This is a genomic window from Mesorhizobium sp. M0815 (assembly GCF_040319995.1).
Lineage (GTDB): Bacteria > Pseudomonadota > Alphaproteobacteria > Rhizobiales > Rhizobiaceae > Mesorhizobium.
Map to the genome: position 1 here is coordinate 48,211 of NZ_JAMYOU010000021.1, position 24,347 is coordinate 72,557.

Consider the following 24,347-nt stretch of genomic DNA (forward strand, 5'->3'; position numbering starts at 1 on the left):
CCACAATGCCTCGAAAAAATGGACATTATGCGGCTTCTTCCCGACGCTGATGCGACCGGACGAATTCCTGCAGCATCTCGAAGATCGGACCCTTCATGTCCTCACGCGCCAGCGCGAAAGCGACATTGGCCTGGATGAAGCCCTCCTTCGAACCGCAGTCGAACATGCGGCCGTTGAAAGGCTGGGCGAAGAAGGCCTGCGTCTGTGCGAGACGCACCATTGCGTCGGTCAGTTGGATCTCGTTGCCGGCGCCGCGTTGCTGGCTGCCCAGCAGCGAGAATATCTCGGGCTGCAGGATGTAGCGGCCGTTGATGTAGAAGTTCGACGGCGCGTTGGCCGGTGCCGGCTTTTCGACCATGGCCGTCACCTCGAAGCCGGTGTCGACATCCGCGCCGCGCCCGACAATGCCGTATTTGTTGGTCTCGGTCGGATCGCAACGCTCGACGGCGATAACGTTTGCGCCAGTCTGCGCATAAAGATCGGCGACTTCGGCAAGACACCCTCGCCCGCCAAAGGACACCATATCCGGCAACAGCAACGCGAAAGGTTCGTCGCCGATGACCTCTCGCGCGCACCAGACGGCGTGGCCGAGGCCTTGCGGCGACTGCTGACGGATGAAGCTCGTCGCGCCGGCGACGGGAAGCAGGCTCTCGAGTGATTCGAGCTGCGCCTTCTTGCCGCTCTGCTCCAGGGTTCCGATCAGTTCAGGATGCAGATCGAAATAGTCCTCGATCACCGCCTTGTTGCGGCCGGTGACGAAGACGATGTGCTCGATGCCGGCCTCGAATGCCTCGTCCACCGCATATTGCACCACAGGCTTGTCGACCACCGGCAGCATTTCCTTCGGCATGGATTTGGTCGCCGGCAGGAACCGCGTTCCAAGCCCCGCCACCGGTATGACTGCCTTCCTGACTTTTTTCATTGCATGTTCCTTCTGAGGAGATCGATTTCAACCCTGTCGCAGGCGGCGAAATTTGTCTTCATTCGCCTGCAGCCCTTTACCTCCCCGCCACCACGGCAAACTGTGCCGCTACCCTTCGCAGCCGGACGGCGATCGGCATGCTCATATGCCGAACCGCCGCCGGATCGCTGAGCGCCGTCCATATCGCCTTGAGCGGGGACCGCGCCTTGATGTGCTGAACCAGCGACAGGAATGATGCCGCCCGCCGCAGGCTGCGAGCGCGCCTGGCGAACGCCGCCGCGGCCGCAGCATCCATGGAATGGGTCGCGGCGAAGGTGGCATCGGCCCGGCGCATCGCCTCGACGTGATGAAGTTCGAGCACCCGGGAGATGGAACCGGTGCGAATGTGGTAAATATAGCCCGTCGTCGGCTCGACCACGCATTTGCCGCCTTTGGCCAGAGCACTGGCCAGGAGGATGTAGTCTTCGCCAATGATCAGGCTTTCATCGTAACGAAGCCCGTTCTCGTTCAGGAACCGGCGCTGGAAGATCGGCTTGAGATAGCCGAGATTGAACCTCGATTCGAAGAGGACATTGCCGCCGATGTAATCCGCCAGCGAGATTTCACTGAGCCCTTCCAGATAGTCGGCCGGGAACATCGTCTCTTCCGCAACGCCGTCCTCCCGAACGACCTGCAGATTATCGACCGCGATCTCGGCGCCGGCTTTTTCCGCGCGTTCGATCATGGTGCAGATTCGCCCGGGATAGACCGCGTCGTCGGAATCGAGAACCGCTACCCACCTGCCGCGGGCAAGCTCAAGGCCGGCATTCCTGGCGCCGCCAGGCCCACGGTTTTGCTCAAGCGCGACAACGCGTACGATGTCTTCGGGGTAGGATCTCGCCAGGTCGAGCGTCCGGTCGCGCGACTTGTCGTCGACGACGATGACCTCGAGGCTGACATTGCGCTGGGCGACGGCGCTGGCAATCGCCCGATCGATGGTCGCCTCGGCATTGTAGGCGGCAATCACGAAGCTCACGTCAGGCTGCACGCTTGCCCCCTTGCTGCGGCGAAGACAGGCCGTATTGGCGGATTTCACGAACCCCGACGAGGCCGCTGACGACGCCGACATGCATAATGCCGCGAAGGACGCTGCGGTTCCGTCGGACGGGGTCGATGGCGACCGGAATTGCCGACAGGAAACTATAGCCGGCCTTTGCCGCGGCAATGCCGACCTGCTTGAGCCGGGCAAGGCCGCGCGCGTTGCGCCCCAGGAGGTGGCCATGCGTCTGTCCGACGCGGAACCGGCGGCGGCCGAGCCAGTCGAATGCCGCCCTGGCAGGCGGCACGACTTCATCGACCCAAGCCTCTGGCGAAAAGGCGATACTGCCGCCGGCCTTGACCATCTGGTCGAAGAATTCCGTATCTTCGCCGCCGGTCTGGCCACGTGCCAGGCTGAAGCGCCGGCCGCGCAGGCTCTCAGCGCCAATTCTGAGCAGGACGTTGCAGGTGTAGCCGGTGCGGATCTCGCCGCGCACCCAGACCGGCGAGGTCGAGTGGAAATCGCCTTTGCGCATCCAGTCGGGCGCATCCGGCAGGTAACGGGCTTGCACCGGCCCGAGCACGGCCGCAGCACCAGTTGCTTCCACCGCCGCCACCAGTTCGGCAAGCCAGCCAGCGGTGGCCGTCTCGTCGTCGTCGATAAAGGCGACGAAATCCGCCGCACTGGCATCGAGGCAAGCGTTGCGCGCGATCGAAATGTTGCGGGCCGGGGCGTGCCGGTAGGTCACCGGCAGCTTCAACTCCCCCGCTAGCTTGGCGACCAGCGTTTCGGCCGTCGGCGTATCGTCGTTGTCCGCGATGATGACACCGACATCGAATCCCGCGGGCATATCCATGGCTGCTACGGAGCGGAGCGTGTCGACAAGCTCCGGCCGGCGAAATGTGCAGACGCAAATATCGATGCTTCGATTTTTCTTGACCGGGTCCATCACGCTACCCCGCGCTGCGGTCGCGGTGCTAGCAGCTGCAGCCAGAAGCCGACCGACCAGCCGAAATGCATGACCATTGCCGAGACCCCGGCAAGCGCAATGTCGGGTTTGCGCTGACTGACCGCGGTCCAGAAGCCGTAGCCAAGGCAGACCGAGACCCATAGCAAAAGCGGCACGGCCGCCAGCCAGTGGACGAAGGAAAAGGCGGCGAGAAGAACCACGGGAAACACCAGAAGCGGCACCATCTGCCGGATCTTCGGGATCATGCGGTGCTTGAGAACGTTCTTCGCCCGGCCGCGGCCATAGCCGAGATACTGAAAATAGAGGCCCTTCAGCGAGGAGCGCGGGTAGTAGACCATTTGTGTCTTACCGGTCATCCAGATCCGGTAACCGGCCTGACGGAGCCGATAGTCGAGTTCGGCATCCTCATTGTGGCTGAACGTCTCGTCATAGCCGCCGACCGCGGTGAAGGCCGATATCCGGATCAGCGCATGGTGGCCATGATCGACCCATTCCCCCGCCGAAAGGTGCCGATGCTTGGAGCCGCCGGTGCCGAGCCTGGAATTCTGGGCCGCGGCCGCCGCCTTCTGCACCATGCCGCTGCCACTGGTCAGCATCGAGACGACGACCGAATCCGCCCCGGTGGCCTGCGCTTCTTCGACCAGCCGGTCGCAATAGTCGGCGGGATAGCCGCCATGCGCGTCGATGCGAATGAGATAGTCGACGCCCTCCCCGAACCTGGCAACGGCGAGATTGATCGCCGCGCTCTGCAAGCGCTTTTCATTGTGGAGCAGGACCACCCGCTGATCTTTTGCGGCGATATCCGCGACGATCGTCCTGGTGCCGTCCGTACTGCCGCCATCGGCAACGATGATCACGGCGCCCAGCCTCTTGGCCGCAGGGCGGAGCTCTCGAAGCAACGCGCCGATATGGGGCGCTTCGTTCAGGCACGGAACCACGATCATGCAGGATGGGAGCGTTTCGGTTTGCGTCATCGGCCGTCCTTCTATGCCAATGCTTCGGCAGCATATGGACCGGGCGCCGCGGCAAGGCCGCGGAGTTTTTCGACGAGCGCCCGGCAATCGGCGCGGTCGTAGCTCCAGGTGCGCGGATTGCGGGCGAGAACACGTGCCCTCAATGTCTCGAACCGATGCTGCTCCATGGTGCCGAGGGCAGCTTCGAGCGCCTCGGGCGTGGCTTCTGGCAAAAGAACGCCGATGCCTTGCCGATCGAGGAACCGGCCGGTCTCGGTGTTGCCCATCGAGATCGGCACGGCTCCGAAGCGGCAGCCCTCATAGAGACGGTTGGGCAGCAGCCATTCGGAATTCAGGCCCTGCTCAAAAAAGTCGATGGCCCAGGAAAAGTGAACCTCGCGGTAGATCGCCGCCATATCCTCCGGATTGCGATAGGGTCCGCCAAACGAGAGCCAGGGTTCCGATTCAACAAAACCGTGGAAATCGGGAAATTCGGACAACGCCGGGCGGCCTCTGAGGACGATTTCGAAGCGGCCGTCGAGGCGGCGCGAAAATTCGGCCAGAAGCTCCAGGGAGCGGCGGCAGCGGAGCGCCCCGAACCAGCCGATTCGCCAAGGCGGCGCAACAGGATTCTCCTCCGTCATGCGGTCATCCAGGGAAGCCGCGGCTGGCTCGAAATACTTGTTTTCGAGCAGTTCGACCGGCGCGGCAATCTGTCCGAACGGCTTGAAATAATTGGCGATGAAGGCCGGAGAGCTGGTCACCAGAAGCTTCACATCCCTGGCCAGGAAGCGTTCTGCGCCGCGCATCGCCCAGCCCAGCGGATCGTCGCGAAGCAGCAGACGATGGATGTCGAGGCACTCGTAGACAATCGGCACCGTTGCCTGGAAAGCCGACCTGGCCCGCCGGGCAAGCGCCAGCATTTCCAAATTGCGCGCGATAATGAGGTCGGGCCGTTGCATTGAACCCAGCTTGGAGCCGGTCGAGACCACCGCCTTCATGATCGCCGCCAGACGCTGGGCGAATCGGCCATCACGCGTCGGGCCGAGATCGATCGGCTGCAAGCCCTCGACATCAGCAACCGCGCTTGCCGTTCGACGAAAGCCCGCCAGCGTAACCTGGGCGCCGCCTGCCTTGAGCATTATGATCCGCCGGCGCACTGCCGGGTCGGAGACGTCGTGTACCAAGTACAAGACATGCAGCATGAAAACTCGACCGCTGTTGGCCCGCCCGCGACAATGCTAGTACAGCTCTTGCTGCATCGCAACATTTTTGGTTGCAGCGTAGCAAAGATCCACATTTTTTGTTGCACTGCAAAATCGATGGGTTAATCTCGCTCTGCTTGGGCCGCATGGACCGCGCGTTGGCCCTGCCATTGGGCTGCGCGCCAATAATCACGACGCGAGGACCATCCTTGGCGTGCAGCATTTTCGGCCAACCCGCACCTCGGCATCCGTCGACCGAACCGCGGGACTACTCACGAAATGAGGTCATTCAATGAAGATCGCGGTTGAAAACACCGTCTGCCTGAATACCGGAGACGCAGCGATTCTCCTGGCGATTCGCCATGTTTTCAAGACGATCGTGCAGGACGATATCCAGTTCTACGTCTTCGACAGCCAGCCGGAGGTGACGGCGAGGCTCTACACGAAGAAGGAGTATCCAGATCTCGAATTCCACAAGCTGCTGTCGGAATCGCTGTTCCGCTACAAATACGGCAGTGGGCTGAAGAACCTGTTCAAGCCGATCTACAATCGGCTCGTACTCAATGCCCTGCGGCGGTTCGGCATCCGCGGCGTTCTCGGGCGTTTGTTCAGCTCAAGCAATCGCCGTGGTCTCGAGATCTACAAAGACGCCGACCTCGTGGTCACGACAGGCGGAACCTATCTCGTCGAGACCTACAATCTGGAACGGCGCCTCAATCAATTCCGGATCGACGCGATTCTGGGCAAGGACCCGGTCTTCTTCACGCAATCGCTCGGCCCGTTCAACAAAAGTTACAATCGCCAGGAGTTGAGCCCGATCTTCGACCGGAGCCCGCTCATCCTGCTGCGCGATGAACGTTCGAGAGGCCACATTGTGGACATGGTGAAAGACCCCGGCAAATGCCACGTCGTGGCCGACGCCGTCTTTGCGCTGGCCGATACCGACAGGATCGGAAGTTTTCTGGCCTCCGGCCAGTCGGCGACTGTCACCGGCCGCGTCGCCATTTCCGTCCGTCACTGGAACTATGTCAGCGACGGCGAGGGCGGCATGCGCCGCTACATCGACTCGATCCGCGAGATTGCGACCATCCTGGTCAGGGACCACGCCAAGCAGGTGACCTTCGTCTCTACCTGCCAGGGCGTGCCGGAATACGCCCATGACGATTCCAAGACGGCGCGGGCGATCGTTGCCGAACTCGATCCGGAGATCGCCAAGCATGTGAGCGTGGACGCTTCGTTCCACACGCCGGAGCAACTGATGGCCCTGGTGAAAGGCTTCGACTTCGTCGTCGCGACGCGCATGCACATGATGATCATGTCGCTCTGCGTCGGCACGCCGGTGCTGCCGATCGCCTATGAATTCAAGACCAAGGAACTCGCCAAGCGGATCGGCGTCGCCGACCTGCTGCTCGACATCGACACGGTAACGCCCGAGGAAGCGAGCGAGAAGCTCGGCAGACTTACCGCCAATCTCGACCTCTATCGCAGGACGAGCCTTCAGGCAGTGCTTGAGGAGCATGCGTCGGCGATGTCGGCAGGTGAGCTTTTGAGGCCGGTGATCGCCGGCCTAGCGGGCGTTGCGCATGGCGCTGGAAAGCGTGGTGAACAGGGCGCTGCGCGACTGGCGAAGGGCAAGCATGAGGACCAGTCCGATCGAATAATTGAGGGCAACCGCCAGGACCATCGCGAGCAGGTCTGACTGGCCGGTCAGCGATACGGGCAACTCCCGGTAGACGGACCAGGCAAGCAGCGACGACATGATGAAAAGCCCCTGCATGATCAGGAAGTCGGCTGCGGTCACCGGACCGACCCGATGGACAAGAACGGCAAGCACCGGGACGCGCAGCATATAGCCGCTGATCGCGTAGGCCGCGGCGACACCGACGGCGCCCCAGTGCAGGCCGATGATGAAGGCGGCGACCGTCGTCAGCGACGAGTAGATGCCCCAGTGGAACATGGTCTTGGTCTTGCCCTGGCAGATGAAGATCCATCCGGTGGTGCTCGAGACGGACTGGATCAGGCTGGCGATGCCCAGCCAGGCGAAGATCGGCGCCACCGCTGTCCAGCGCTCGCCGAAGAGAAGCCCGACGACCTGGTCCGACGTCAGCGTCAGCGCCGCGATGCCGGGCATGGTGATGGCCGCCAGCATCCAATTGGTCCGCACATAGATGTCGCGAAACCGCGCCTTGTCCTCATGGATGCGGCTCAGCAGCGGCACCATCACGCGTGTCAGCGGCTGGTTGATGTTCTGCAGCGGAAACAGCAGGAGCTTATAGGCGCGGTCATAGTAGCCGAGTTCGATCGCGCCCGAATATTTTCCGATCAGGATGTTGTCGAGATTGCGCGAGAAGAAGTTGGCCAGATTGAAGCCGGTCAGATTGGCGCCGAAGGACAATATGTCGGTATCGACCTTCAGGTCCGGCCGCGACGGCGTCCAGCGCGCCACCTGCCATGCCGCGGCCAGCGCGACAACAGCCGAAACCGCCGGGCCGATGACCAGCGACCAGTAGCCCAGTCCCGCATAGGCGGCGATTGCGGTAGTCGCAAGTCCGGCAGCGGCGGTTATCACATCGTTCAGCGCGAGCTGGCCAAAGCGCAAATGACGGTTCATCAGCGCCAGCGGCACCGCGGCGAGGCTGCCAAGAAGCAGCGGCAAGGCAGAGCCGATGGTGATCCCGACCATGCGTTGATCGCCGTAGAAGGCGGCGATGGCGGGCGCCAGGCATGCCACCACCACGGCACTGCCCAGCCCAACCAGCGCACTGATCCAGAATACCTGGTTGAGCTGTTCGGTGCTGATGTCCTTGCGCTGGACCACAGCCTGCTGCAGGCCTAGGTTTTGAAGCAATCCGACAAAGGCCACGATCGGCCCGACGGAAGCCACGAGACCAAAATCCTCGGGGACCAGCAGACGCGCAAGCACGATGACCGAGAGAAACTGGATCGCCATCTTGAAGCCTTGCGCGCCGATCGTCACCACGCCGCCGCGCAGAGCGACGCGACCGAACTGGGGGGGCGGGTTGGCGTTCATGCCGGGCGCCTGGCTTCGGCGAGTTGAGCAACGATCTGCGCAAAACGTTCGTTGAGCAGGTCCGCGTTGAAATCCTGCTCGATCTTGCGGCGCGCCGCACGTGCGATGCGCTCGCATTTGTCCGGGTTCTCGGCCACCCAGACAAGCTTGCGGGCCAACGCCGCAACGTCTCGCTCCGGTGCGAGGAAGCCTGTCTCCTGATCCTCGATCAACTCGGGGATGCCCGAGTGATAGGTGCTGACAACAATCAGCCCGGCGGCCATAGCTTCCATCAGCGCCACCGGAATACCCTCGAGATCGCCGTCCTGTGCAGCAACGCTGGGCAGCAGGAATACGTGGGCATCGCGCAGGCGCTGCTTGACCTCGGCGTGCGGGCGCGGCCCGAGGAAAGTCACCCGGTCGGCAACGCCGAGATTTGCGGCGAGCTTCTTCAACTCTTCCAGCAATTCGCCGCCGCCAATCACCGTATAGACCCAGTTGCGCCGCGGAAGGCCGGCGAGGGCGCGCAGGGCGAATTCGATGCCCTTCTTTTCGGTCAGCCGGCAGACCGAGATGAAGGACAGCGTGTCCCGGTCCCAGGAACGCCAATGATAGCTGATCTCGCCCGGCCGCACGCCCATATGGTGAACCATGACTTGCGCGGCAGGCGCGCCGACGCCGATCAGGGCGTCGCGGAAAAACGCGTTCACCGGCAGCTGGAGAACGCCCTTTTCGAAAACAACCTTGTAGCGCGTGAGCGTGTCGTCATGCAGCGGTTCGCCGACATCGCGGCCGTGGAATATGGTTACCAAAGGAGCGGAAATCCGGCCTCGTTTCATGGCGCGGGCAACGCGCATGCCGTTATTGCCGAAATGCGCGACGATCACATCGGCGTTCTGCAATTTGCGCGCAAAGGCGATGTCGATAACGGTCGAGAGCTTATCCCAGAACCTGCCCGACCATCTCCTCAGCGTCGGGCGAAAGCGCCCCAGTCCGCCCCACCAGCAGACGACCTTGCCAGGCAGCGCCTGCCAGCGGCGATCGTCGATGTTGCTGTCCTTGCCGAACGACGTCTCGTTGCAGACGACGCCGACTTGCATGCCGCGCTCGAGGCACCCTTCTATCTGGTCGAGGACGAAGGTCTCCGACAAAGAGGGGAACTTATCAACTACGAAGCAAATCTTCATCGAATGGACGATCTTTCGAGGCCGGTCGGCGATCTGCTCGCGCGGATGAGGGCTGAAGCCCGTCGCCGCCGTGCGAGGCGCCCCAAGCGTCTGGTGTTGTGCGTGCCGTTGTCCCAAAGCAGCTCCCACCCCGGTCAGGCGCGAGAGCCGGCTTTTGGGCAACGTGTATGGTTTTGGACGAAATGCATCAGGCGGCATGCTCCAGCGCGCCTTGCCTGGCGTTGTCGAGAACGCCGAGGAAGGTCGCGAACTGAATGTCTGGATTCATTTGCGGCCGCTCCGAAAACAGCTGCGCCGCCGCCGACAGCCTGTCGTACTCGGCCTTGTCGCTCCATAGCCGCCTGACCGCGGCGACCCAGTCGTCGAGCGGTGCGTCATAGTCAAGTACAACGCCGCCGGCGCCGATCGCTTCCGGCAAGCCGCCGCGGCGGGACCCGACGACCGGAATGCCGCTGCAATGGGCCTCGGATGCCACGCGCCCCCAGGCCTCTTCCCATTTGCTGGGCGCCAGCAGGATCTTGGTGCGGCCATAGACCGTCTTCATGTCGCTGGTACGGCTTTCCAGCCTGACGTTGCGCAGCGGCGCGATGGTCCGTTCGATCTGCGCCCGGTGGTCGTCGTCGAGCTTCCAGCTTTCGACGAACAGAAACGGGATTTCGGGGCATTGGCCGGCGATGCGCACGGCGAGTTCGAACCCTTTTTCATTGTAAGGGTTGATCAGCGTGACGAATTCGCCGGTCGTCGGGGTGCTGTAGAGCCCGGGATTGATGGTCGGCGGAATCACGGTCGAGTCGATGCCGAACCTTTCCTTATAGGTGCGCGCGGTGAATTCGGAGTTGGCGATATAAAGCGCCGAATGCAATTCGCGCAGGTCGCCGGCCAGCTCGTGGAATTCGACGTTCCGCAGATAGACCACCAGCGGCACGCCGAGCGCCTGCAGCGCCTTTCCGATCGGCACCGATTTGTGGCACTGCACGACGGCGACATCGGGATCGAGCCGTTCGACCGCGAAGCGCGCCGCCTCCCAGGGAAACCACGCCCGCACGACCGGATAGCCGGGATAGCTGTCGATGACCGCACGCTGGCGAAGCAGTTTCATCTTGGCGCGCGCCTTGAAGCCGAACATGCCATCACCGAACAGTGCCGCCAGGACCGAGGCGTCATGACCGTGCTCGCGCAGCTGCTCGACCAGATGGTGCGTGCTCGACTGAACGCCACCGCTGAACTGCGGCGTGTAGCCGTTGCCGCCTGCAAACAGAACTTTCATGGACCTGGCTCCTTGCTGGACCGCCCTATCGTCACGCCGCCATTCTGCCGATGCTGTGGTATTCGATGCCGTGGCGGGCGATGACCTTGGGGTCGTAGAGGTTGCGTCCGTCGAAGATGACGGGCGTGGTCAGCGCGTCCTTCAATGCATCGAAGGACGGCGCACTGAAGCTCTTCCACTCGGTCACGATCAAGAGCGCGTCGGCACCTCGCACAGCGGCCTCTTTGGTGCCGCACAGCTGCAGGTCGTCGCGCAACCCGTAGATCGCCTGGCATTCCTGCATCGCCTCGGGATCGTAGGCCTGCACATTGGCACCGGCGGCCCAGAGCGCCTCCATCAGCGTGCGGGACGGGGCTTCGCGCATGTCGTCGGTATTGGGCTTGAAGGCCAGGCCCCACAGCGCAAAGGTCTTGCCCTTGAGATTGCCCTTGAAATAGCGGTCCACCTTCTCGAACAGGACCGACTTCTGCTGGTTGTTGCGCTCCTCGACGGCACGCAGCAGCTTGGCGTCGAACTTGATGGCTTCGGCGGTCTTGATCAGGGCGCGCACATCCTTCGGGAAGCACGAGCCGCCATAGCCGAGGCCCGGATAGATGAAGTGGTAGCCGATCCGCGGGTCGCTGCCGATGCCCTTGCGGACCTCCTCGATGTCGGCGCCCAGTTGCTCGGCCAAATTGGCCATTTCGTTCATGAAGCTGATCTTGGTCGCCAGCATGCAATTGGCCGCGTATTTGGTAAACTCGGCACTGCGCACGTCCATCACGATCATCTTTTCGTGGTTGCGGTTGAACGGCGCGTAGAGCTCGCGCATCACCGCCTCGGTGTCCTCGTTGCTGGTGCCGACGATGATGCGGTCGGGCTTCATGCAGTCGCTCACAGCGGACCCTTCCTTGAGGAATTCCGGATTGGAGGCGACGTCGAAAGCCAGATCCTCGCGCCCGCGCGCCCTCAGCGTCTCGGCAATCCTGGCCTTTATCCTTTCGCAGGTACCGACCGGCACGGTCGACTTGCCGACGACGATCTTGGGCGCGTCCATCTCACGACCGATGGCCTCGGCGACGGCCAGCACATATTTCAGGTCTGCCGAACCATCCTCGCCCGGAGGCGTGCCGACCGCGATCATCTGGATCTGGCCATGCTTGATCGCCGCGGCGGCGTCGGTGGTGAACTTGATGCGGCCGGCGGCATGGTTCTCCTTGACCATGTTTTCGAGCCCAGGCTCGAAGATCGGGACATGACCCTGGTTGAGCCGCTCGACCTTTTTTGCATCGATGTCGACGCAGACCACCTGATGGCCGACTTCGGCAAGCACCGCCGCCTGTACAAGACCGACATAGCCGATTCCAAAGACAGTCAAATTCATTCGGTTTCATTCCTGTTCAAGGCTTCGGGGCCTGTTCGAGCTTCGGGCTCGGACCACCTTCGGCCCGGCGGGTTCAGATGCGCTTCTAGTTCGTTTTGCATGCCAGCGATTCCGGGAATTGGCAGGGCTGGCCGAGTGCGGTGAATGCAACGCGGTCCACTTGCATGGCGAGCTTGCGGCCCGGATCCGAGAACGGCCCCATCCAGCCCTTCATCGTATCGCTGCCCCACAGGCTGAAATAGATTCTTTGCGAATGGGTGGGCAGCTTCGCCGGATCGGTGATCTCGTGGACAAGCTTGCCGTTGACGTACCAGCGCAGCCGGTCCTTTTCCCAGACGAAGGCGTAGTCGTTGAAGGCCTTGTCGGTGCCCCCGGCGACGTCGACCAGCTTCTCGTTCTTGCCCTTGCCGGCTATGTAGGCGTTGACCTGGACCTTGGACGTGTCCTTGGTCAGCACCTCGAAGTCGATTTCATCATGCGGCTGCTTGTCGGCATCGCCGACGAAGCTGAAGAATGCCGCGTTGACGCCGGAGCCCGTGTCGGTCTTCATCCGCGCCTCGTAGGTGCCGTAGCCGAAGCGCTGCTTGGTCTGGATCTCGGCGCAGGCGAATTCGCGATCCTTCAGCTTGCGCTTCTCGAAACCGAGCGTCAGCATGCCGTCGGAAAGGCCGATCAGGCTTTTGGACCAGGTGCAGTTCTGATGCTTGCCGTTCGTCCAGCCGTCGGAAATGTACCAGCGCGCGCGACTGAGGCTGGTGAAATCATCGACAAAGGACGGCGCGGTTGGGAGATCCTGGGCGCGGACGGGCACCAGGCCCGCAACCAGGCTGCCGAGAACGATCAGCAGAAACGCGCCGTCTGAACGGAGCCGCCGCAGCTTGCCTGGGATCGGGCGCGTGAACGGGGTGCCGCCGGTTGCCGGGGTGGACGTGCTTTTAGGATCTGCGTTCATATCAAACTCACCTTTGTGCTGTGCGCCCCCAAAGCGATCGTTCGAACCGTGACGAAACAAGCTAATCTTGACCTCTGTCGCTCCTAGGCTCCGTGTAGCGTGCCCAAAACCATTGCGCCGACTCCGGGATATTCGCTCAACCTGTGCCGGGACCGGCGGGTTTCACAAAATCGGTCCTTATGTCTGGGCCGTTCTGCCGATCCTCCTCGAAGATTTCATCCAGCGAATGACGGAGATCCTTCATCATCTGCTTCTGGCGCGAGAGCGCAGCGATGCGCCGCTCGCAATTCAGGATCGACCTGGTCAGTTCGCCAACTTCGGAAGACCTGCGGGAGGAGACCGCCCCGTTTTCCATGGCCTCGACCAGGAAGGCGGCATTGGTGGCCGTTGTCCTGTAGCGGTTCTCAAGTCCGTTCTTCTCCGCCTCGACCTCGGCCGCGATCTGGTCCAGCAGCTTCGCCAAGCGATCGAGTCGCGCGGTGTCGGTCTGCGTGTCGCGCGCCGGATCTCTCGATCGGAAGCGAAAGATCGAGGCCATGCAGTCAGCGCCCCATCATCGTCGAGATGATGACCGGCCTTGGCGCCCGTCCACGTTCAAAAGACATTTCTCGCATCGTCCAGCTCCTCTGACAGGGGATGTCTCGGGCCAGTTCGGTTGGCCGTCCAAAATTGCTGCACCGCAACATAGATTGCCATTCCCCGCGCGCATAGGCAACCACCTAGATCGTAAACTCATAAATCGCGTCGAAATGGTGCGAGCCGACCGAGGTAAGGCGATCGCCACGTTGACGAGCCTAGCTTTCGCCGGCTGTGCTGGTTCCGGCCATGAGGAAGCGCAGCGGCGGCACATGCTGACGCTTAGCGGCGAAGCCAGCGCGGCGAAACAGCGCATCCAGCTTGTCGGAGGCAACGCCGCGGACGACGGCCGTGAGGTTGGACGAGCCGGCCAAGGCATAGGCCACAGCCGGCGCCAGCCCGCGCTCAGTCTTCACGTCTAAGAACTTCCGCAACCGGTATTTGTCGCGAATGTGCCGCTCGTGCCTTCTCAGCGCAGCCTTCGATGCCTCCGGCAAACTGTCGATCGCAAGCAGTGCCAGGTCGGCATCGGCCAGATGCTTCAGATCCTGGGTGTTGTGCCGTCCGCTCAGCGAATCGGCGCGCACGATCGCGCCGTAGCCACAGGATTTGATGACCTTGAAGCGCGCGCCATGCGCAACCGCGCGCGCATAGAGTTCATAGTCTTCGCCAAGGCGCAGCTTCTCGTCGTAGCGCAGCTCATGCCGATCGAGGAAGGCGCGGCTGATCACGGGTTTGAGGAAGCCCAGTTCCCCTCGTTGCACACGGCGCCTGGAGATGTTGGCGTCGATGAAACCCTCGAAATCGAGGAATTCCGGCTCGGGCGAAAACGGTGGAGCGACGATTTTCGAGACGTCGGTTGCCGCGTCATCCCTGACAAGCATGATGTTGTCTGCCGCGAAATCCCAATCGGTGCTGGCGAACAGTCTGTGAAACCTGCCTTCGAAAAAGAAATCATCAGCGTCCAGGATGCTGATGAACGGCGACCTGGAACCGGCTATCGCGGCGTTGCGGGCAAAGGAGGGGCCGCGATTGACGTCGAAGCGGATGACGGAAAGGCGGCCCGTGCCGTCGTCGGCTGCATGGGCGACTTTCGCGGTATCGTCGGTGGACGCGTCGTCGACGACGACGACTTCCGCAACCTCCGGCTCGCGCAATGCCGATGCAATGGCAGCCGGGATTGTCCGCGCCGCGTTACGGGCAGCGATGATCACGCAGACTTGGGATGATGTCATGGACATGCCTCTCGATTGCAGAAATCGTTGCGGATTTCCTCGCCCTCCCCGCTCAATGCCTCACCGCCCGTCTGACATGCATCGGCCCAAATGCCTATGCTGCAAGTGCGAAGCAAGCATCGCCAAAATCATCGGCGCCGTCCAGTTTTTCATTTGGCTGGGTGTCATGACGCGGCTGGGCAGGCGGCGAGCCGCAATCGGGATAGCTCCCGAAAGGCGCCGCTTGGCAGAGCCGCTCCTGCACGGCCCGGATCAAGCCACTGGCGCGCTCAGTTGGCCAACCAGTCACTGCCGAGTAGGTCGTGGCGATGGAGAGCGGCCGCTTGGTGGAGGCCGGGAGCATCGAGGAATTGAAGAAACGGGATGCCGACTTGCGGCGTGTTGCTGGAGGCCAACGCCCGAAATCAGTGAAGGCCTCTCCTGGCGCTTAATTTCTCGCCTTCGGCCGCTTCGTTCGAACTCAGCTTTCGTTCTGCGTCGCGAATTTTGTCGGCCGAGGTCGGGGCATTTCTTGCGACCATGGCAAAGACCAGCAGAAAATAACCGAGTTGGATGACTATGGCGCAGCCGATGACGCGAAAAAGCGTCGTGCCGAGCGAGGCGCCGCCCAAATAGGACCAGACGACCACGATCGCCAGCGCAAAACACATTCCGATAATGAACTTTGGCAGTGACATACCCGATAGCCCATCAACCGGCTCGGGAAAAAATGTCGACAAGCCCACCCCGAGCACCTCCCTTAAACTCTGCGAGCTTGTTTAGGTTGCCCGCTTCTGGCCGGTTGCTTCCGGCCTTGCCCAATCTGTCCATACTCCGACAGAAACAATTTGCAACTCTATTGAGGCGAGCAATAGGCGGCAAGGGCAGCTACGGAATAATTTTAAGCGAATCCTCAGGATCGCCTCTGCCATGGTGCAATGCACACGTCGGCATCACCACTGATTGACGGATATCGACTCGCTCCAGTAAGATTTATAATATTGACCAGTATCTTATCATAACATCAGTCGATATTTTGAACTTCTAAATGACGGCAAAGCTCCATAACCGGGTATAAAGAGCGATTCGCCCAAAATCAGCCCCAAAATTGGACTAGATTTTCCAAAATTGCCCATAATCTGTCCCCTTTGCGACATAAAGGCAAAATTTTGTGCAGGACGAGTTCATTATTTAGTCAGTTCATGACGCGACTATTACAGCCGGCTGAGAAATTGTGTGTTGCGCTGCAACATTTTTTTGGTATCGTGCGCTAAACCATCCGTTCAACGTATGGAGTTTACGCATGAGGGACGTAGCCAAGCCGGCCGACGCGGATTTTTCGCAGGCCGGCGTCGATTTTCCGCCGCCGATCGGCGGCCTGCTCAAACGCAGCTTCGATATTGCCGGTTCGCTGATCGGCCTGGTCGCTCTCAGCCCGCTGTTCGTGATGATAGCGCTGCTTGTCAGGTTTTCCGATGGCGGGCCGATTTTCTATGGTCATAGCCGGATCGGCCGCGGAGGACGGATTTTTCCGTGCCTCAAGTTCCGCACTATGGTTCCAGACGGCGAGCGGGTGCTTGCTGCCTATCTCGCCGCGAATCCGGAGGCCAACGCCGAATGGATAGCGACCCGCAAGTTGAAGAACGACCCGCGGATCACGCGCGTCGGAGCGGTGCTGAGGAAGCTCAGCCTCGATGAGTTGCCGCAGATCATCAACATCCTGCAGGGGGATATGAGCCTGGTTGGGCCTCGTCCCGTGGTACGCGATGAGTTGGAGATCTATGGCAATTCGGCCGTCTATTACCTGAAATCGCGCCCCGGCCTGACCGGGCTCTGGCAGGTTAGCGGACGCAACGATGTTTCCTACGACAGCCGCGTCGCGTTCGATCGACACTATGTCGAGAACTGGTCGATGTTCGAAGACATTCGCATCATCATCAAGACCGTACCTGCGGTCTGGATGTCGCGAGGCTGCTACTGACGGCCGCTTGCTGGCCGTGCATCGAGGAGCGACTGTCCAGAATTCGAGCCCGGAACTCAGGCCCCGGGACTCAGGCATCGGGCGGGGCAAACCAGATCGGAAACGCTCAGTTGAAAGCAGATATAATCGATATCTTTTGCACCGGCATTCTCTCCAGACGCATGCGGCGAGTACGACTTTTGACGACTTGCCTCACGCTGGCGACCGGCCTGTCGCTGGCCCTGCCGCAGTTTGCCTTCGCCGATGACTATCGGCTTGGAGCACAAGACAAGCTAACCATCCGCGTAGCGGAATGGCAGACCGTCGAAGGCACGTTCCGTGACTGGTCGGCCATCAATGGAGAATACACGGTCGGGCCGGCAGGAACCTTGTCGGTGCCGTTCGTCGGCGAGATGCCCGCATCCGGCAAGACGACCTCGGAGATCGCGGCATCGCTCGGCGAGGCGCTACAGCGTAAGCTCGCCCTGGCTGACAAGCCCGAGGCTTCCGTCGAAATGGCGCAGTACCGGCCGTTCTATATTTCTGGCGAGGTGCAATCGCCCGGACAGTATCCTTGCGTGCCTGGGCTGACGGTGCTGAAAGCGATGAGCATTGCCGGCGGAACGCGGCGGAACTCGGAGAGCGGGCAGCGCTACGACCGCGACCTGATCAATGCCAAGGGCAATTTCGACGTACTTCAAGACCAACAGGTCAGGCTGATCGTCAAGCGCGCCCGCATCGAAGCGGAACTGGCGAACAAACCGTCATTCGAAGTGCCGAAAGAAGTGGCCGACGATCCGAAGCTGCCCAGCATCGTTGCCGATGAGACGGCGATCCTGGCGGCCGACCAGAAGAAACTCAACCTACGCTTGCAGGCGCTCGACGACTTGAAGGCGCTGCTGCAGAGCGAGATCGATTCGCTGCAGAAAAAGATCGTCAACCAGCAGAAGCAGGTCGATCTGGCGAAGGAGCAGCTCAACGGTATCGGCTCGCTGGCGCAAAAAGGCCTGGTCGTCAACACCCGGGTTTTGAATTCCCAGCAAACCATCGCCGACCTCGAAGGCCAGATACTGGATTACGAAACGGCGATTCTCACGGCCAAGCAGTCGATCAGCAAGGCCACTCAGGACGCTATCGATCTGGAGAACACCCAGAACTCCACCCTCGCGACCGACCGGCAACAGACGGAAGCCGACCTCAACGAAGCGACGCTGAAGCTGAATATGGAAAAAGGCTTGATGACCGAAGCCCTGTCGGGCAACCCCATGCCGCAATTCTATGGCAACAACGAACCAGCCGCCATGTCGTTTTCCCTGGTGCGGGTGGTCGACGGCAAGACCAGCGAAATCACCGCCGACGAAGACACGCCGGTGCTGCCCGGGGACGTGATCAAGGTCAAACCGGCGCCCCTGGCCATCCAGTAGCTTCTTTCCACCGGAGCGAAGCACCCACCTCGCAGGCGGCGGCCTGCGGGGTTTTGGGCTTCGTATTTTATGGATCAGAAAACAAGGCGGCCTTTGGGCGACGAACAGCCCGGATCGGCCCGCTCTAGCCTCGCACGGCGTCCGGTTCCTCGAGATGGTTCGCGGCGCTCCACCGGGAACGGGCGACGGACGGCACCTTCACCAGCTTGAAGTAGCTGTAATACAGCAGGAACGATCCCATGATGTAGGGATTGAGGGTCTCGACCTCGACGAAGGAGCGGATGAACAAAAGCACCATGACGCCTGCGAGAATCACAGACTCGGCTTGCCATGTCCTGAATATCAGCGCCGAGACGTGCCCCCAGAGCGTGCGCAGGATGATCAGCGACAGCAGTGTCGCTCCGACGAAGCCGAGTTCCACCAAGGTCTCGATGTAGGTGTTGTGGAAGTGGAAGCCGCTTCGGGCGGCGATGTAGAATTCATTCCACAGCCGCTCGGCCTCGGAGAAGCCCTGCACCCAATACGCCGCGTAGCCGACGCCGAGGATGGGCGATTGCTGCGCGGCATTCCAGCCCTGCTGCCAGAGGTAGGTTCGTCCGGTGAGCGTCGAATCCTTGCCGAAGAGGCCAAGGACAAAGTCCATTAGCCCGAGATTCAGCGCAATCACGGTGCAGGCGACCAGCCCGCCTGCACCGATCACGAAAATAACCCGGCGATGGCGGAGCGAAAGCAGCTTGCCCATGGAAAGCAGCGCGACCAGGGCGAGAACCGCCGGGGTCGATGCCATCGAAGTGGCCGAATGCGACACGACCAGCAGATAGCCCGACAGAAGGACGATTGGTACAATCAACAAAAAACCTATGCGGCCGCGCCTGAGAAAGGCCAGGTAGACAACGCAGAAATAGATGCCAAGCGATGCGACAAAGCCGATCTGGTTCTTGGAGCTGAAAGCGCCGACGAAATTGTATGTCCCGTCGAGAACGTCGTAGGAATAACTCGCGACCTTGAGCGAGTAGAGCAGGACGACGAAAATCCCTATTAGGGCGCCTATGGTCAAGGTCCGGACGCTGACCGTGCGCGCGGCAATGTAGGCGCATGCGATATGGGAACAATATTGCACGGCCGTCCTTGCCGTGGTGCCGGGAGCTGCCGACCAGAACACCGAGAAGCAGACATAGGCTGCAAACGCCAGCGGAAGCCAGGCGCTGGAAGCGTGCCTTAATATTTTCCGGTAGTCGACCAGGATGAGCGGCAGCCAGACTGCATAATAGGCCAGGATCATGGCCTGGCCGAAAATGGTCGAGTAGGAGAACGCCCAGATCGAGACGGCAACGGCAAAGCTGCCATAGACCGTGTTCTTGTCCGGATCGATCAACAGAGATTTTGGAATCTTCATCTCGGTATCGGTTTTCCGCCCTTGCAGCTCAATGCCGATTTCATGGGCCGCTCATGGGTCGATTCATTGGATCGATGGGAGCCTCGCCTGCAGGCGCTCGCATTGTGCAGTGCAATATAGCGCATCCGGCGCCGCATGTCACCTGGATGAACAAACTGGGCGAAGTCGTTCCTGCAGTTCTCCCATGCCGGACGAGACGATTTGGCCAGGAGGCAGTGCCGTTCAATTGCCTGGTGCTGGCCCATCACGAAGCTGTTCGGAGGCTGCAAGTCCGCGCTTGAACTTGTCCGCCGTTGACTTCACATTCGCCGCCGATTGGGAGGAAGACCACATGCCGATGAGTTTCGCGGGACGATTTGCCGGACGATCTGCTGTTATCACCGGCGGCGCCTCAGGCATCGGCCTTGCCGTCGCGCAAAGGATCACTAAGGAAGGCGGGCGTGTTTCGGTCTGGGATCGCGATGCCGCCCAGATCGAGCAGGCCAAGGCCATTGTTCCAGGCCTGCACAGCGTCACCTTAGACGTCGCCGACCCCATAGCGGTCGAAGCCGCCGCCCGAGAGACGATCGAAGCGATTGGCGCAGTCGATGTCCTTGTCACCAGCGCTGCCATCACCGGACCGAACATGACGACCTGGGAGTATTCCGTAGAGGATTGGCGCCGGGTCATCGACATCAACATCAACGGCGTCTTCTTCTGCAACAAAGCGCTGGTCCCGCATATGCTCGAACGCAATTACGGCAGGATCGTCAACATCGCCTCGATTGCCGGCAAGGAAGGTAACCCGAACGCCTCGGCCTACAGCACCTCCAAGGCCGCGGTGATCGGCATGACCAAATCGCTTGGCAAGGAACTGGCCAAGACCAGGGTAACGGTGAACTGCGTCACGCCGGCGGCCGTGCGCACCGCGATCTTCCAGCAGATGAGCCAGCAGCACATCGACTTCATGCTGTCCAAAATACCAATGGCGCGGTTCGGCGAGGTCGAGGAGGTGGCGGCGCTGATTTGCTGGATCGCGTCCGAGGAATGCTCGTTCACGACGGCGGCCGTCTTCGACGTCTCCGGCGGCCGGGCGACCTACTGAGGCCGGCCGGACGCAAACCGCCCGACCGGATCGCGGCGCCTCAGTCGTGGAGCTGCCGCGAGATCGGCGGGCCGATCGAAAAGTCGCTGAATGTGACCTCGAAGCCCTCGCGCTGCGGCGAACAGCACATCATGCCGACATCGACCGTTTTCGAGGGTGGGAAATAGGCAAGCCGCACCGGCTTCCAATGCTTGTCGGACGCGTCCAGATACTGGACACGGATCGTCTCGGCATGACGCGTCAAGCGGATCCTGACGCCGTCCGGGTCGGCCGGAATATTGGCCAGCGACCAGTCGGAGGCATCGTTGGTGACGACGACGGAAAAATACATCAGCCCGTCGGTGTATTCGATGCCGGCCTTGATCCAATGGGTCTCGCTCAGGCGGACCATAAGCCCGGCTTGGTCGTAAAGCACCTCATAGTGCCCCTTGACCGTGACTTCGGCGCTGAAATCGCCCTCGACCTCACGATAGAGGAAATGGCCATTGTCACGCCAGAAGCCGTAGAACGTCTCTCGCCAGAAGTCGGTCTCCTTGCCGGTCCGCACATGCACCGTATTGTCGCCGAACTCGTGGTGCGGCGGCGGATTGAGCCAGGTCAGGTCCGTATTTTCAGATGCCATCGATTTGCTCGCCTGCCTGGCTGGTCCCGGATGAGTGCCGCCGTGATCAGCCAGCGAATGTATAGGCGGTCTTCACGGTGGTGTAGAATTCCGCGGCGTAGCGGCCCTGCTCGCGTGGGCCATAGCTCGACCCCTTGCGCCCGCCGAAAGGCACGTGGAAGTCGACGCCCGCCGTCGGCAGGTTGACCATGACCATGCCGGCTTCCGAATTGCGCTTGAAATGCGTGGCATGCTTGAGGCTCGAGGTGCAGATGCCGGACGTCAGCCCGAACGGCGTGTCGTTGGCCACCGCCAGCGCCTCGTCGTAGTCCTTGACGCGGATGACGTTGGCGACAGGTCCGAAAATCTCCTCACGGGAAATGCGCATGGCGTTGGTGGTTTCGGTGAACAGCGCCGGTTGCAAATAGAAGCCGCGGGTTTCGCGATCGAGCCGCCCACCGCCGAAAGCGAGATCGGCACCTTCCTGACGTCCGATGGCGATATAGTCCTCGTCCTGTTTGAGCTGGCTCTGGTCGACCACCGGCCCGATCTGGGTCTTGGCATCGAGAGCGTCGCCGATGACCAGCTTGCCCAGGCGATCTTTCATCGCCTCGACGAAGCGGTCATGGATGCCGTCCGTCACCACCAGGCGGGACGACGCCGTGCAGCGCTGGCCGGTCGAGAAGTAGGCACCGTTGATGGCGCAATCGACGGCGACGGCAAGGTCGGCATCATCGAGCACGACAAGCGGGTTCTTGCCGCCCATTTCGAGCTGGAACTTGCGCATGTGCTCGACGCTGGCAGCGGCGACGCGCTTGCCGGTGCCGACCGAGCCGGTGAAGGTGATGGCGTTGAGGTCAGGGCTGTCGAGCATGGCCTGGCCGACCACCGAACCTTTGCCCATGACCAGGTTGAGCACGCCCTTCGGCAGGCCGGCGCGATGCAGGATGTCGACAATGGTCCAGGCGCTCTCCGGAACGAGTTCCGCCGGCTTGAAGACGATGGTGTTGCCGTAGGCCAGCGCCGGAGCGATTTTCCACGCCGGAATGGCGATCGGGAAATTCCAAGGCGTGATGATGCCGACCACGCCGACCGCCTCCCGGGTGATCTCGACACCGACGCCGGGCCGCACGCTGGGCACCAGCTCGCCCGACAGGCGCAGCGTCTCGCCGGCGAAGAAGTCGAATATCTGGGCGGCGCGGACAGTCTCGCCGGTGCCCTCGACCAGCGTCTTGCCTTCCTCGCGCGCCAACGCCCGGCCGATTTCATCTTTCCGCGCGGTGATCTCGTCCGACGCCTTCCTCAGCACCGCATGGCGTGCCAGCAGGCCCGATCGGGACCATGCCGGAAATGCCGCCTTCGCCGCCGCGATGGCCTGCCGGGCGTGCTCGGCGCCTCCCGATGCATATTCGCCGACCACGTCGTCGAGATTGGACGGGTTGATATTGCGGGAGCCGGCATCGCCCACCCACTCGCCATCGATGAGGTTCTTTCGAAACGGGATCATGTCGCTGTCTTCCTTGTCGTCCTTCGATCGCCGTCTATCTGGACCACCGACCGCCACACCGCAAGGCCGAAAGGCGGGCAAACTTCTCCTCCTCGACAGGCATGTGATAGGGGTCGGGCTGGAAAAGATGATTCCAGTATGGTGCGTCGTGGATCGCACGGGAGGAAAAGTATCATGTCCGACAACGCGTTGCCGCTGGTGATCAGCGCACCCCATCCACGCACGCTCGACCTGATCTTCACGCCGGCTGCGCTGACGAAATTTCGGTCGAAATACCGCATCGTCGAAACATCGCCCGAAGGTGTCGCGGCGCTGCCGGCCGATACCCTTGGCGAGGCGCGCTACATTGTCGGCCAGCCGCCGATCGCGCCAGAGACACTGGAAAAAATGAAGGCGCTGCGCTGCATCTTCAATGTCGAGAGCAACCTCATCAACAACATGCCATATGAGACGCTGTTTTCGCGCGGCATCCATGTCGTCACCACTGGGCTGGTCTTTGCCGAACCGGTGGCCGAGCTCGGCCTTGCCATGGCGCTCAACCTTGCCCGCGACATCGTCGATGCCGACCTCGCTTTTCGTCAAGGCAAGGAATTGTGGGGCGGCGACGGCAACCGGACGGCGCGGCTTCTTTCCGGCGCGGATGTCGGCATCATCGGCTTCGGCGATCTCGGCCGCGCGCTCAACCGGCTTTTGACGGGTTTTCGCACGCGGACAAAAGTCTTCGACCCGTGGCTGCCGCCGTCGATCCTGATCGAGAACGGCGTTGAGCCGGCCTCGCTCGATGAAGTCCTGTCGAGCAGCGATTTCGTCTTCGTCGTCACTTCGGTGACCAGCGAAAACCAGGGTTTCCTCGGCGCCGAAGCCTTTGCCAGGATGCGCGAGGGATCCGCTTTCATCCTACTCAGCCGGGCTGGCGTGGTCGATTTTCCGGCACTGATGGATGCTGTCCGCAGCGGCCACATCGTCGCCGCCAGTGATGTTTTTCCTGAGGAGCCGCTGGCCCAAGATCACCCGGTCCGCACATTGCCGGGGTTCCTGCGCTCCGCCCACCGGGCCGGCGCACTCGACATCGCTTTCAAGCGGATGGGCGACATGGTGCTGGAAGACATGGACCTGGTCGACCGCGGCCTGCCGCCGATGCGTTCGAATCGGGCCGAGCGTGAGACCGTTTCGCGAATGCGCTCAAAGCCGGTCGACAAGAATTAAGCCGTCTGTCCCGACGGTCGCACATGCTCAGATCGTGAAGGACCAAAACAGGCAGGCCAGTGTCGCAGCGGCGAAGACGACGAAGAACAGGCTTCTCAACAGGATGTTGCGCCGCAGTTCGTTGATGAAGAGATGGCATCCGACGATGGCTGCGACAAACAGGAACCGCCAGTTCAGCAGTGCCGAGAGCACATCGTGCTGACCGAAAGCAAATCTGGCGGCGAGACATCCAACGATGACCGCGAACAACACGATGACCGTCCAGAAGATTGCATCGGCGGCATGCGTCAGGACGATGCCGGCGAGCCTGATCGGCAGAACCATCATCAGCAGTGCGCTGAGGAAGTAGACCGCCGCGAGCGGAATGAATGCCCCTGCATCGGCGACGTCACTCAAGCGCTTGGCGCCGATCGCGCCATAGGGATAGCCATGCCTGGCCACCGCCAGGCTGAGCGCCATCAGCAAAGCCGTCAGCACGGCCGCAAGCGCGAATGAGGTCAGGGCTTTACTCATGGGGCTCCCGTTCCGAACG

Annotated in this window: 21 protein-coding genes and 1 pseudogene; 5 read left to right on the plus strand and 17 right to left on the minus strand. The window is 61.5% G+C overall.

Annotated elements, in window-relative coordinates; all coding sequences use genetic code 11:
• Nucleotides 1–25 precede the first annotated feature (25 nt).
• From galU to NKI01_RS22030, 5 genes are all read right to left on the minus strand, one after another.
• The gene (galU, locus tag NKI01_RS22010; RefSeq protein ID WP_352964595.1) at nucleotides 26–922 is read right to left on the minus strand and encodes a UTP--glucose-1-phosphate uridylyltransferase GalU; all 897 of its coding nucleotides are present in this window, start codon (nucleotides 920–922) and stop codon (nucleotides 26–28) included.
• 76 nt (nucleotides 923–998) lie between these two features.
• A complete protein-coding gene (locus NKI01_RS22015) occupies nucleotides 999–1,949 on the minus strand; it encodes a glycosyltransferase family 2 protein (protein WP_023717979.1) in 951 nt (316 codons plus the stop codon).
• Nucleotides 1,939–2,889 (minus strand): glycosyltransferase family 2 protein, encoded by a 951-nt coding sequence (locus tag NKI01_RS22020; protein WP_023717980.1) that lies wholly within the window; start codon nucleotides 2,887–2,889, stop codon nucleotides 1,939–1,941. The genes NKI01_RS22015 and NKI01_RS22020 overlap by 11 nt, the downstream gene beginning before the upstream one ends.
• Complete coding sequence (locus tag NKI01_RS22025) at nucleotides 2,889–3,884, minus strand: glycosyltransferase family 2 protein (RefSeq protein WP_352483973.1); 996 nt, start codon at nucleotides 3,882–3,884, stop codon at nucleotides 2,889–2,891. Before NKI01_RS22025 ends, NKI01_RS22020 begins: the two co-directional genes overlap by 1 nt.
• 11 nt (nucleotides 3,885–3,895) lie before the next feature.
• The gene (locus NKI01_RS22030) at nucleotides 3,896–5,068 is read right to left on the minus strand and encodes a glycosyltransferase family protein (RefSeq protein ID WP_023717982.1); all 1,173 of its coding nucleotides are present in this window, start codon (nucleotides 5,066–5,068) and stop codon (nucleotides 3,896–3,898) included.
• 292 nt (nucleotides 5,069–5,360) lie between these two features.
• On the opposite strand from NKI01_RS22030, the pseudogene NKI01_RS22035 reads away from it, so the two are divergent.
• Nucleotides 5,361–6,413 (plus strand): annotated as a pseudogene (locus NKI01_RS22035) (polysaccharide pyruvyl transferase family protein); the annotation flags it as partial.
• Nucleotides 6,414–6,635: 222 nt separating this feature from the next.
• On the opposite strand, the gene NKI01_RS22040 reads toward NKI01_RS22035, so the two are convergent.
• The 8 genes from NKI01_RS22040 to NKI01_RS22075 all read right to left on the minus strand — a co-directional run bounded on the left by NKI01_RS22040 (nucleotide 6,636) and on the right by NKI01_RS22075 (nucleotide 15,335).
• Nucleotides 6,636–8,099 carry a lipopolysaccharide biosynthesis protein gene (locus tag NKI01_RS22040; protein WP_352964597.1) on the minus strand — a complete coding sequence of 488 codons (1,464 nt, stop codon included), beginning with the start codon at nucleotides 8,097–8,099 and terminating at the stop codon, nucleotides 6,636–6,638.
• Complete coding sequence (locus NKI01_RS22045) at nucleotides 8,096–9,265, minus strand: glycosyltransferase (protein ID WP_352483999.1); 1,170 nt, start codon at nucleotides 9,263–9,265, stop codon at nucleotides 8,096–8,098. The genes NKI01_RS22040 and NKI01_RS22045 overlap by 4 nt, the downstream gene beginning before the upstream one ends.
• 187 nt (nucleotides 9,266–9,452) lie before the next feature.
• Entirely contained in the window at nucleotides 9,453–10,532 is a 1,080-nt protein-coding gene (locus NKI01_RS22050) for a glycosyltransferase (RefSeq protein WP_023717986.1), read from the minus strand.
• 31 nt (nucleotides 10,533–10,563) lie between these two features.
• A complete protein-coding gene (locus NKI01_RS22055; RefSeq protein ID WP_352964599.1) occupies nucleotides 10,564–11,895 on the minus strand; it encodes a UDP-glucose dehydrogenase family protein in 1,332 nt (443 codons plus the stop codon).
• Between the two features lie 85 nt (nucleotides 11,896–11,980).
• Nucleotides 11,981–12,847, minus strand: a complete 867-nt coding sequence (exoK, locus tag NKI01_RS22060) for an endo-1,3-1,4-beta-glycanase ExoK (protein ID WP_352483971.1) — start codon at nucleotides 12,845–12,847, stop codon at nucleotides 11,981–11,983.
• Nucleotides 12,848–12,983: 136 nt separating this feature from the next.
• The gene (locus NKI01_RS22065) at nucleotides 12,984–13,385 is read right to left on the minus strand and encodes a hypothetical protein (RefSeq protein WP_023717989.1); all 402 of its coding nucleotides are present in this window, start codon (nucleotides 13,383–13,385) and stop codon (nucleotides 12,984–12,986) included.
• A gap of 256 nt (nucleotides 13,386–13,641) precedes the next feature.
• The gene (locus NKI01_RS22070) at nucleotides 13,642–14,664 is read right to left on the minus strand and encodes a glycosyltransferase family 2 protein (protein WP_352483969.1); all 1,023 of its coding nucleotides are present in this window, start codon (nucleotides 14,662–14,664) and stop codon (nucleotides 13,642–13,644) included.
• Between the two features lie 398 nt (nucleotides 14,665–15,062).
• Nucleotides 15,063–15,335: an exopolysaccharide production repressor protein gene (locus tag NKI01_RS22075; protein ID WP_023717992.1), complete on the minus strand. Its 273-nt coding sequence runs from the start codon at nucleotides 15,333–15,335 to the stop codon at nucleotides 15,063–15,065.
• 605 nt (nucleotides 15,336–15,940) lie between these two features.
• On the opposite strand from NKI01_RS22075, the gene NKI01_RS22080 reads away from it, so the two are divergent.
• Both NKI01_RS22080 and NKI01_RS22085 read left to right on the plus strand, forming a co-directional pair.
• Nucleotides 15,941–16,618 carry a sugar transferase gene (locus NKI01_RS22080; RefSeq protein ID WP_023717993.1) on the plus strand — a complete coding sequence of 226 codons (678 nt, stop codon included), beginning with the start codon at nucleotides 15,941–15,943 and terminating at the stop codon, nucleotides 16,616–16,618.
• 161 nt (nucleotides 16,619–16,779) lie between these two features.
• Nucleotides 16,780–18,021, plus strand: a complete 1,242-nt coding sequence (locus NKI01_RS22085; protein WP_156948041.1) for a polysaccharide biosynthesis/export family protein — start codon at nucleotides 16,780–16,782, stop codon at nucleotides 18,019–18,021.
• 124 nt (nucleotides 18,022–18,145) lie between these two features.
• On the opposite strand, the gene NKI01_RS22090 is transcribed toward NKI01_RS22085, so the two are convergent.
• Nucleotides 18,146–19,417, minus strand: a complete 1,272-nt coding sequence (locus tag NKI01_RS22090) for an O-antigen ligase family protein (RefSeq protein ID WP_352790656.1) — start codon at nucleotides 19,415–19,417, stop codon at nucleotides 18,146–18,148.
• Nucleotides 19,418–19,748: 331 nt separating this feature from the next.
• On the opposite strand from NKI01_RS22090, the gene NKI01_RS22095 reads away from it, so the two are divergent.
• Complete coding sequence (locus tag NKI01_RS22095) at nucleotides 19,749–20,501, plus strand: SDR family NAD(P)-dependent oxidoreductase (RefSeq protein WP_352483967.1); 753 nt, start codon at nucleotides 19,749–19,751, stop codon at nucleotides 20,499–20,501.
• A 40-nt stretch (nucleotides 20,502–20,541) separates the two neighbouring features.
• Here NKI01_RS22095 and NKI01_RS22100 read toward each other — a convergent pair whose 3' ends face one another.
• Together NKI01_RS22100 and NKI01_RS22105 are read right to left on the minus strand one after the other, a co-directional pair.
• Nucleotides 20,542–21,123, minus strand: coding sequence for a DUF1349 domain-containing protein (locus NKI01_RS22100; protein WP_352495740.1), 582 nt, complete (start codon nucleotides 21,121–21,123; stop codon nucleotides 20,542–20,544).
• A gap of 46 nt (nucleotides 21,124–21,169) precedes the next feature.
• Nucleotides 21,170–22,606, minus strand: a complete 1,437-nt coding sequence (locus tag NKI01_RS22105; RefSeq protein ID WP_352964614.1) for an aldehyde dehydrogenase family protein — start codon at nucleotides 22,604–22,606, stop codon at nucleotides 21,170–21,172.
• Between the two features lie 177 nt (nucleotides 22,607–22,783).
• Here NKI01_RS22105 and NKI01_RS22110 point away from each other — a divergent pair, with 177 nt between their 5' ends.
• Nucleotides 22,784–23,815: a hydroxyacid dehydrogenase gene (locus NKI01_RS22110; RefSeq protein ID WP_352964602.1), complete on the plus strand. Its 1,032-nt coding sequence runs from the start codon at nucleotides 22,784–22,786 to the stop codon at nucleotides 23,813–23,815.
• Between the two features lie 27 nt (nucleotides 23,816–23,842).
• On the opposite strand, the gene NKI01_RS22115 is transcribed toward NKI01_RS22110, so the two are convergent.
• Nucleotides 23,843–24,328 carry a hypothetical protein gene (locus NKI01_RS22115; RefSeq protein WP_023717999.1) on the minus strand — a complete coding sequence of 162 codons (486 nt, stop codon included), beginning with the start codon at nucleotides 24,326–24,328 and terminating at the stop codon, nucleotides 23,843–23,845.
• Between the last annotated feature and the right edge of the window lie 19 nt (nucleotides 24,329–24,347).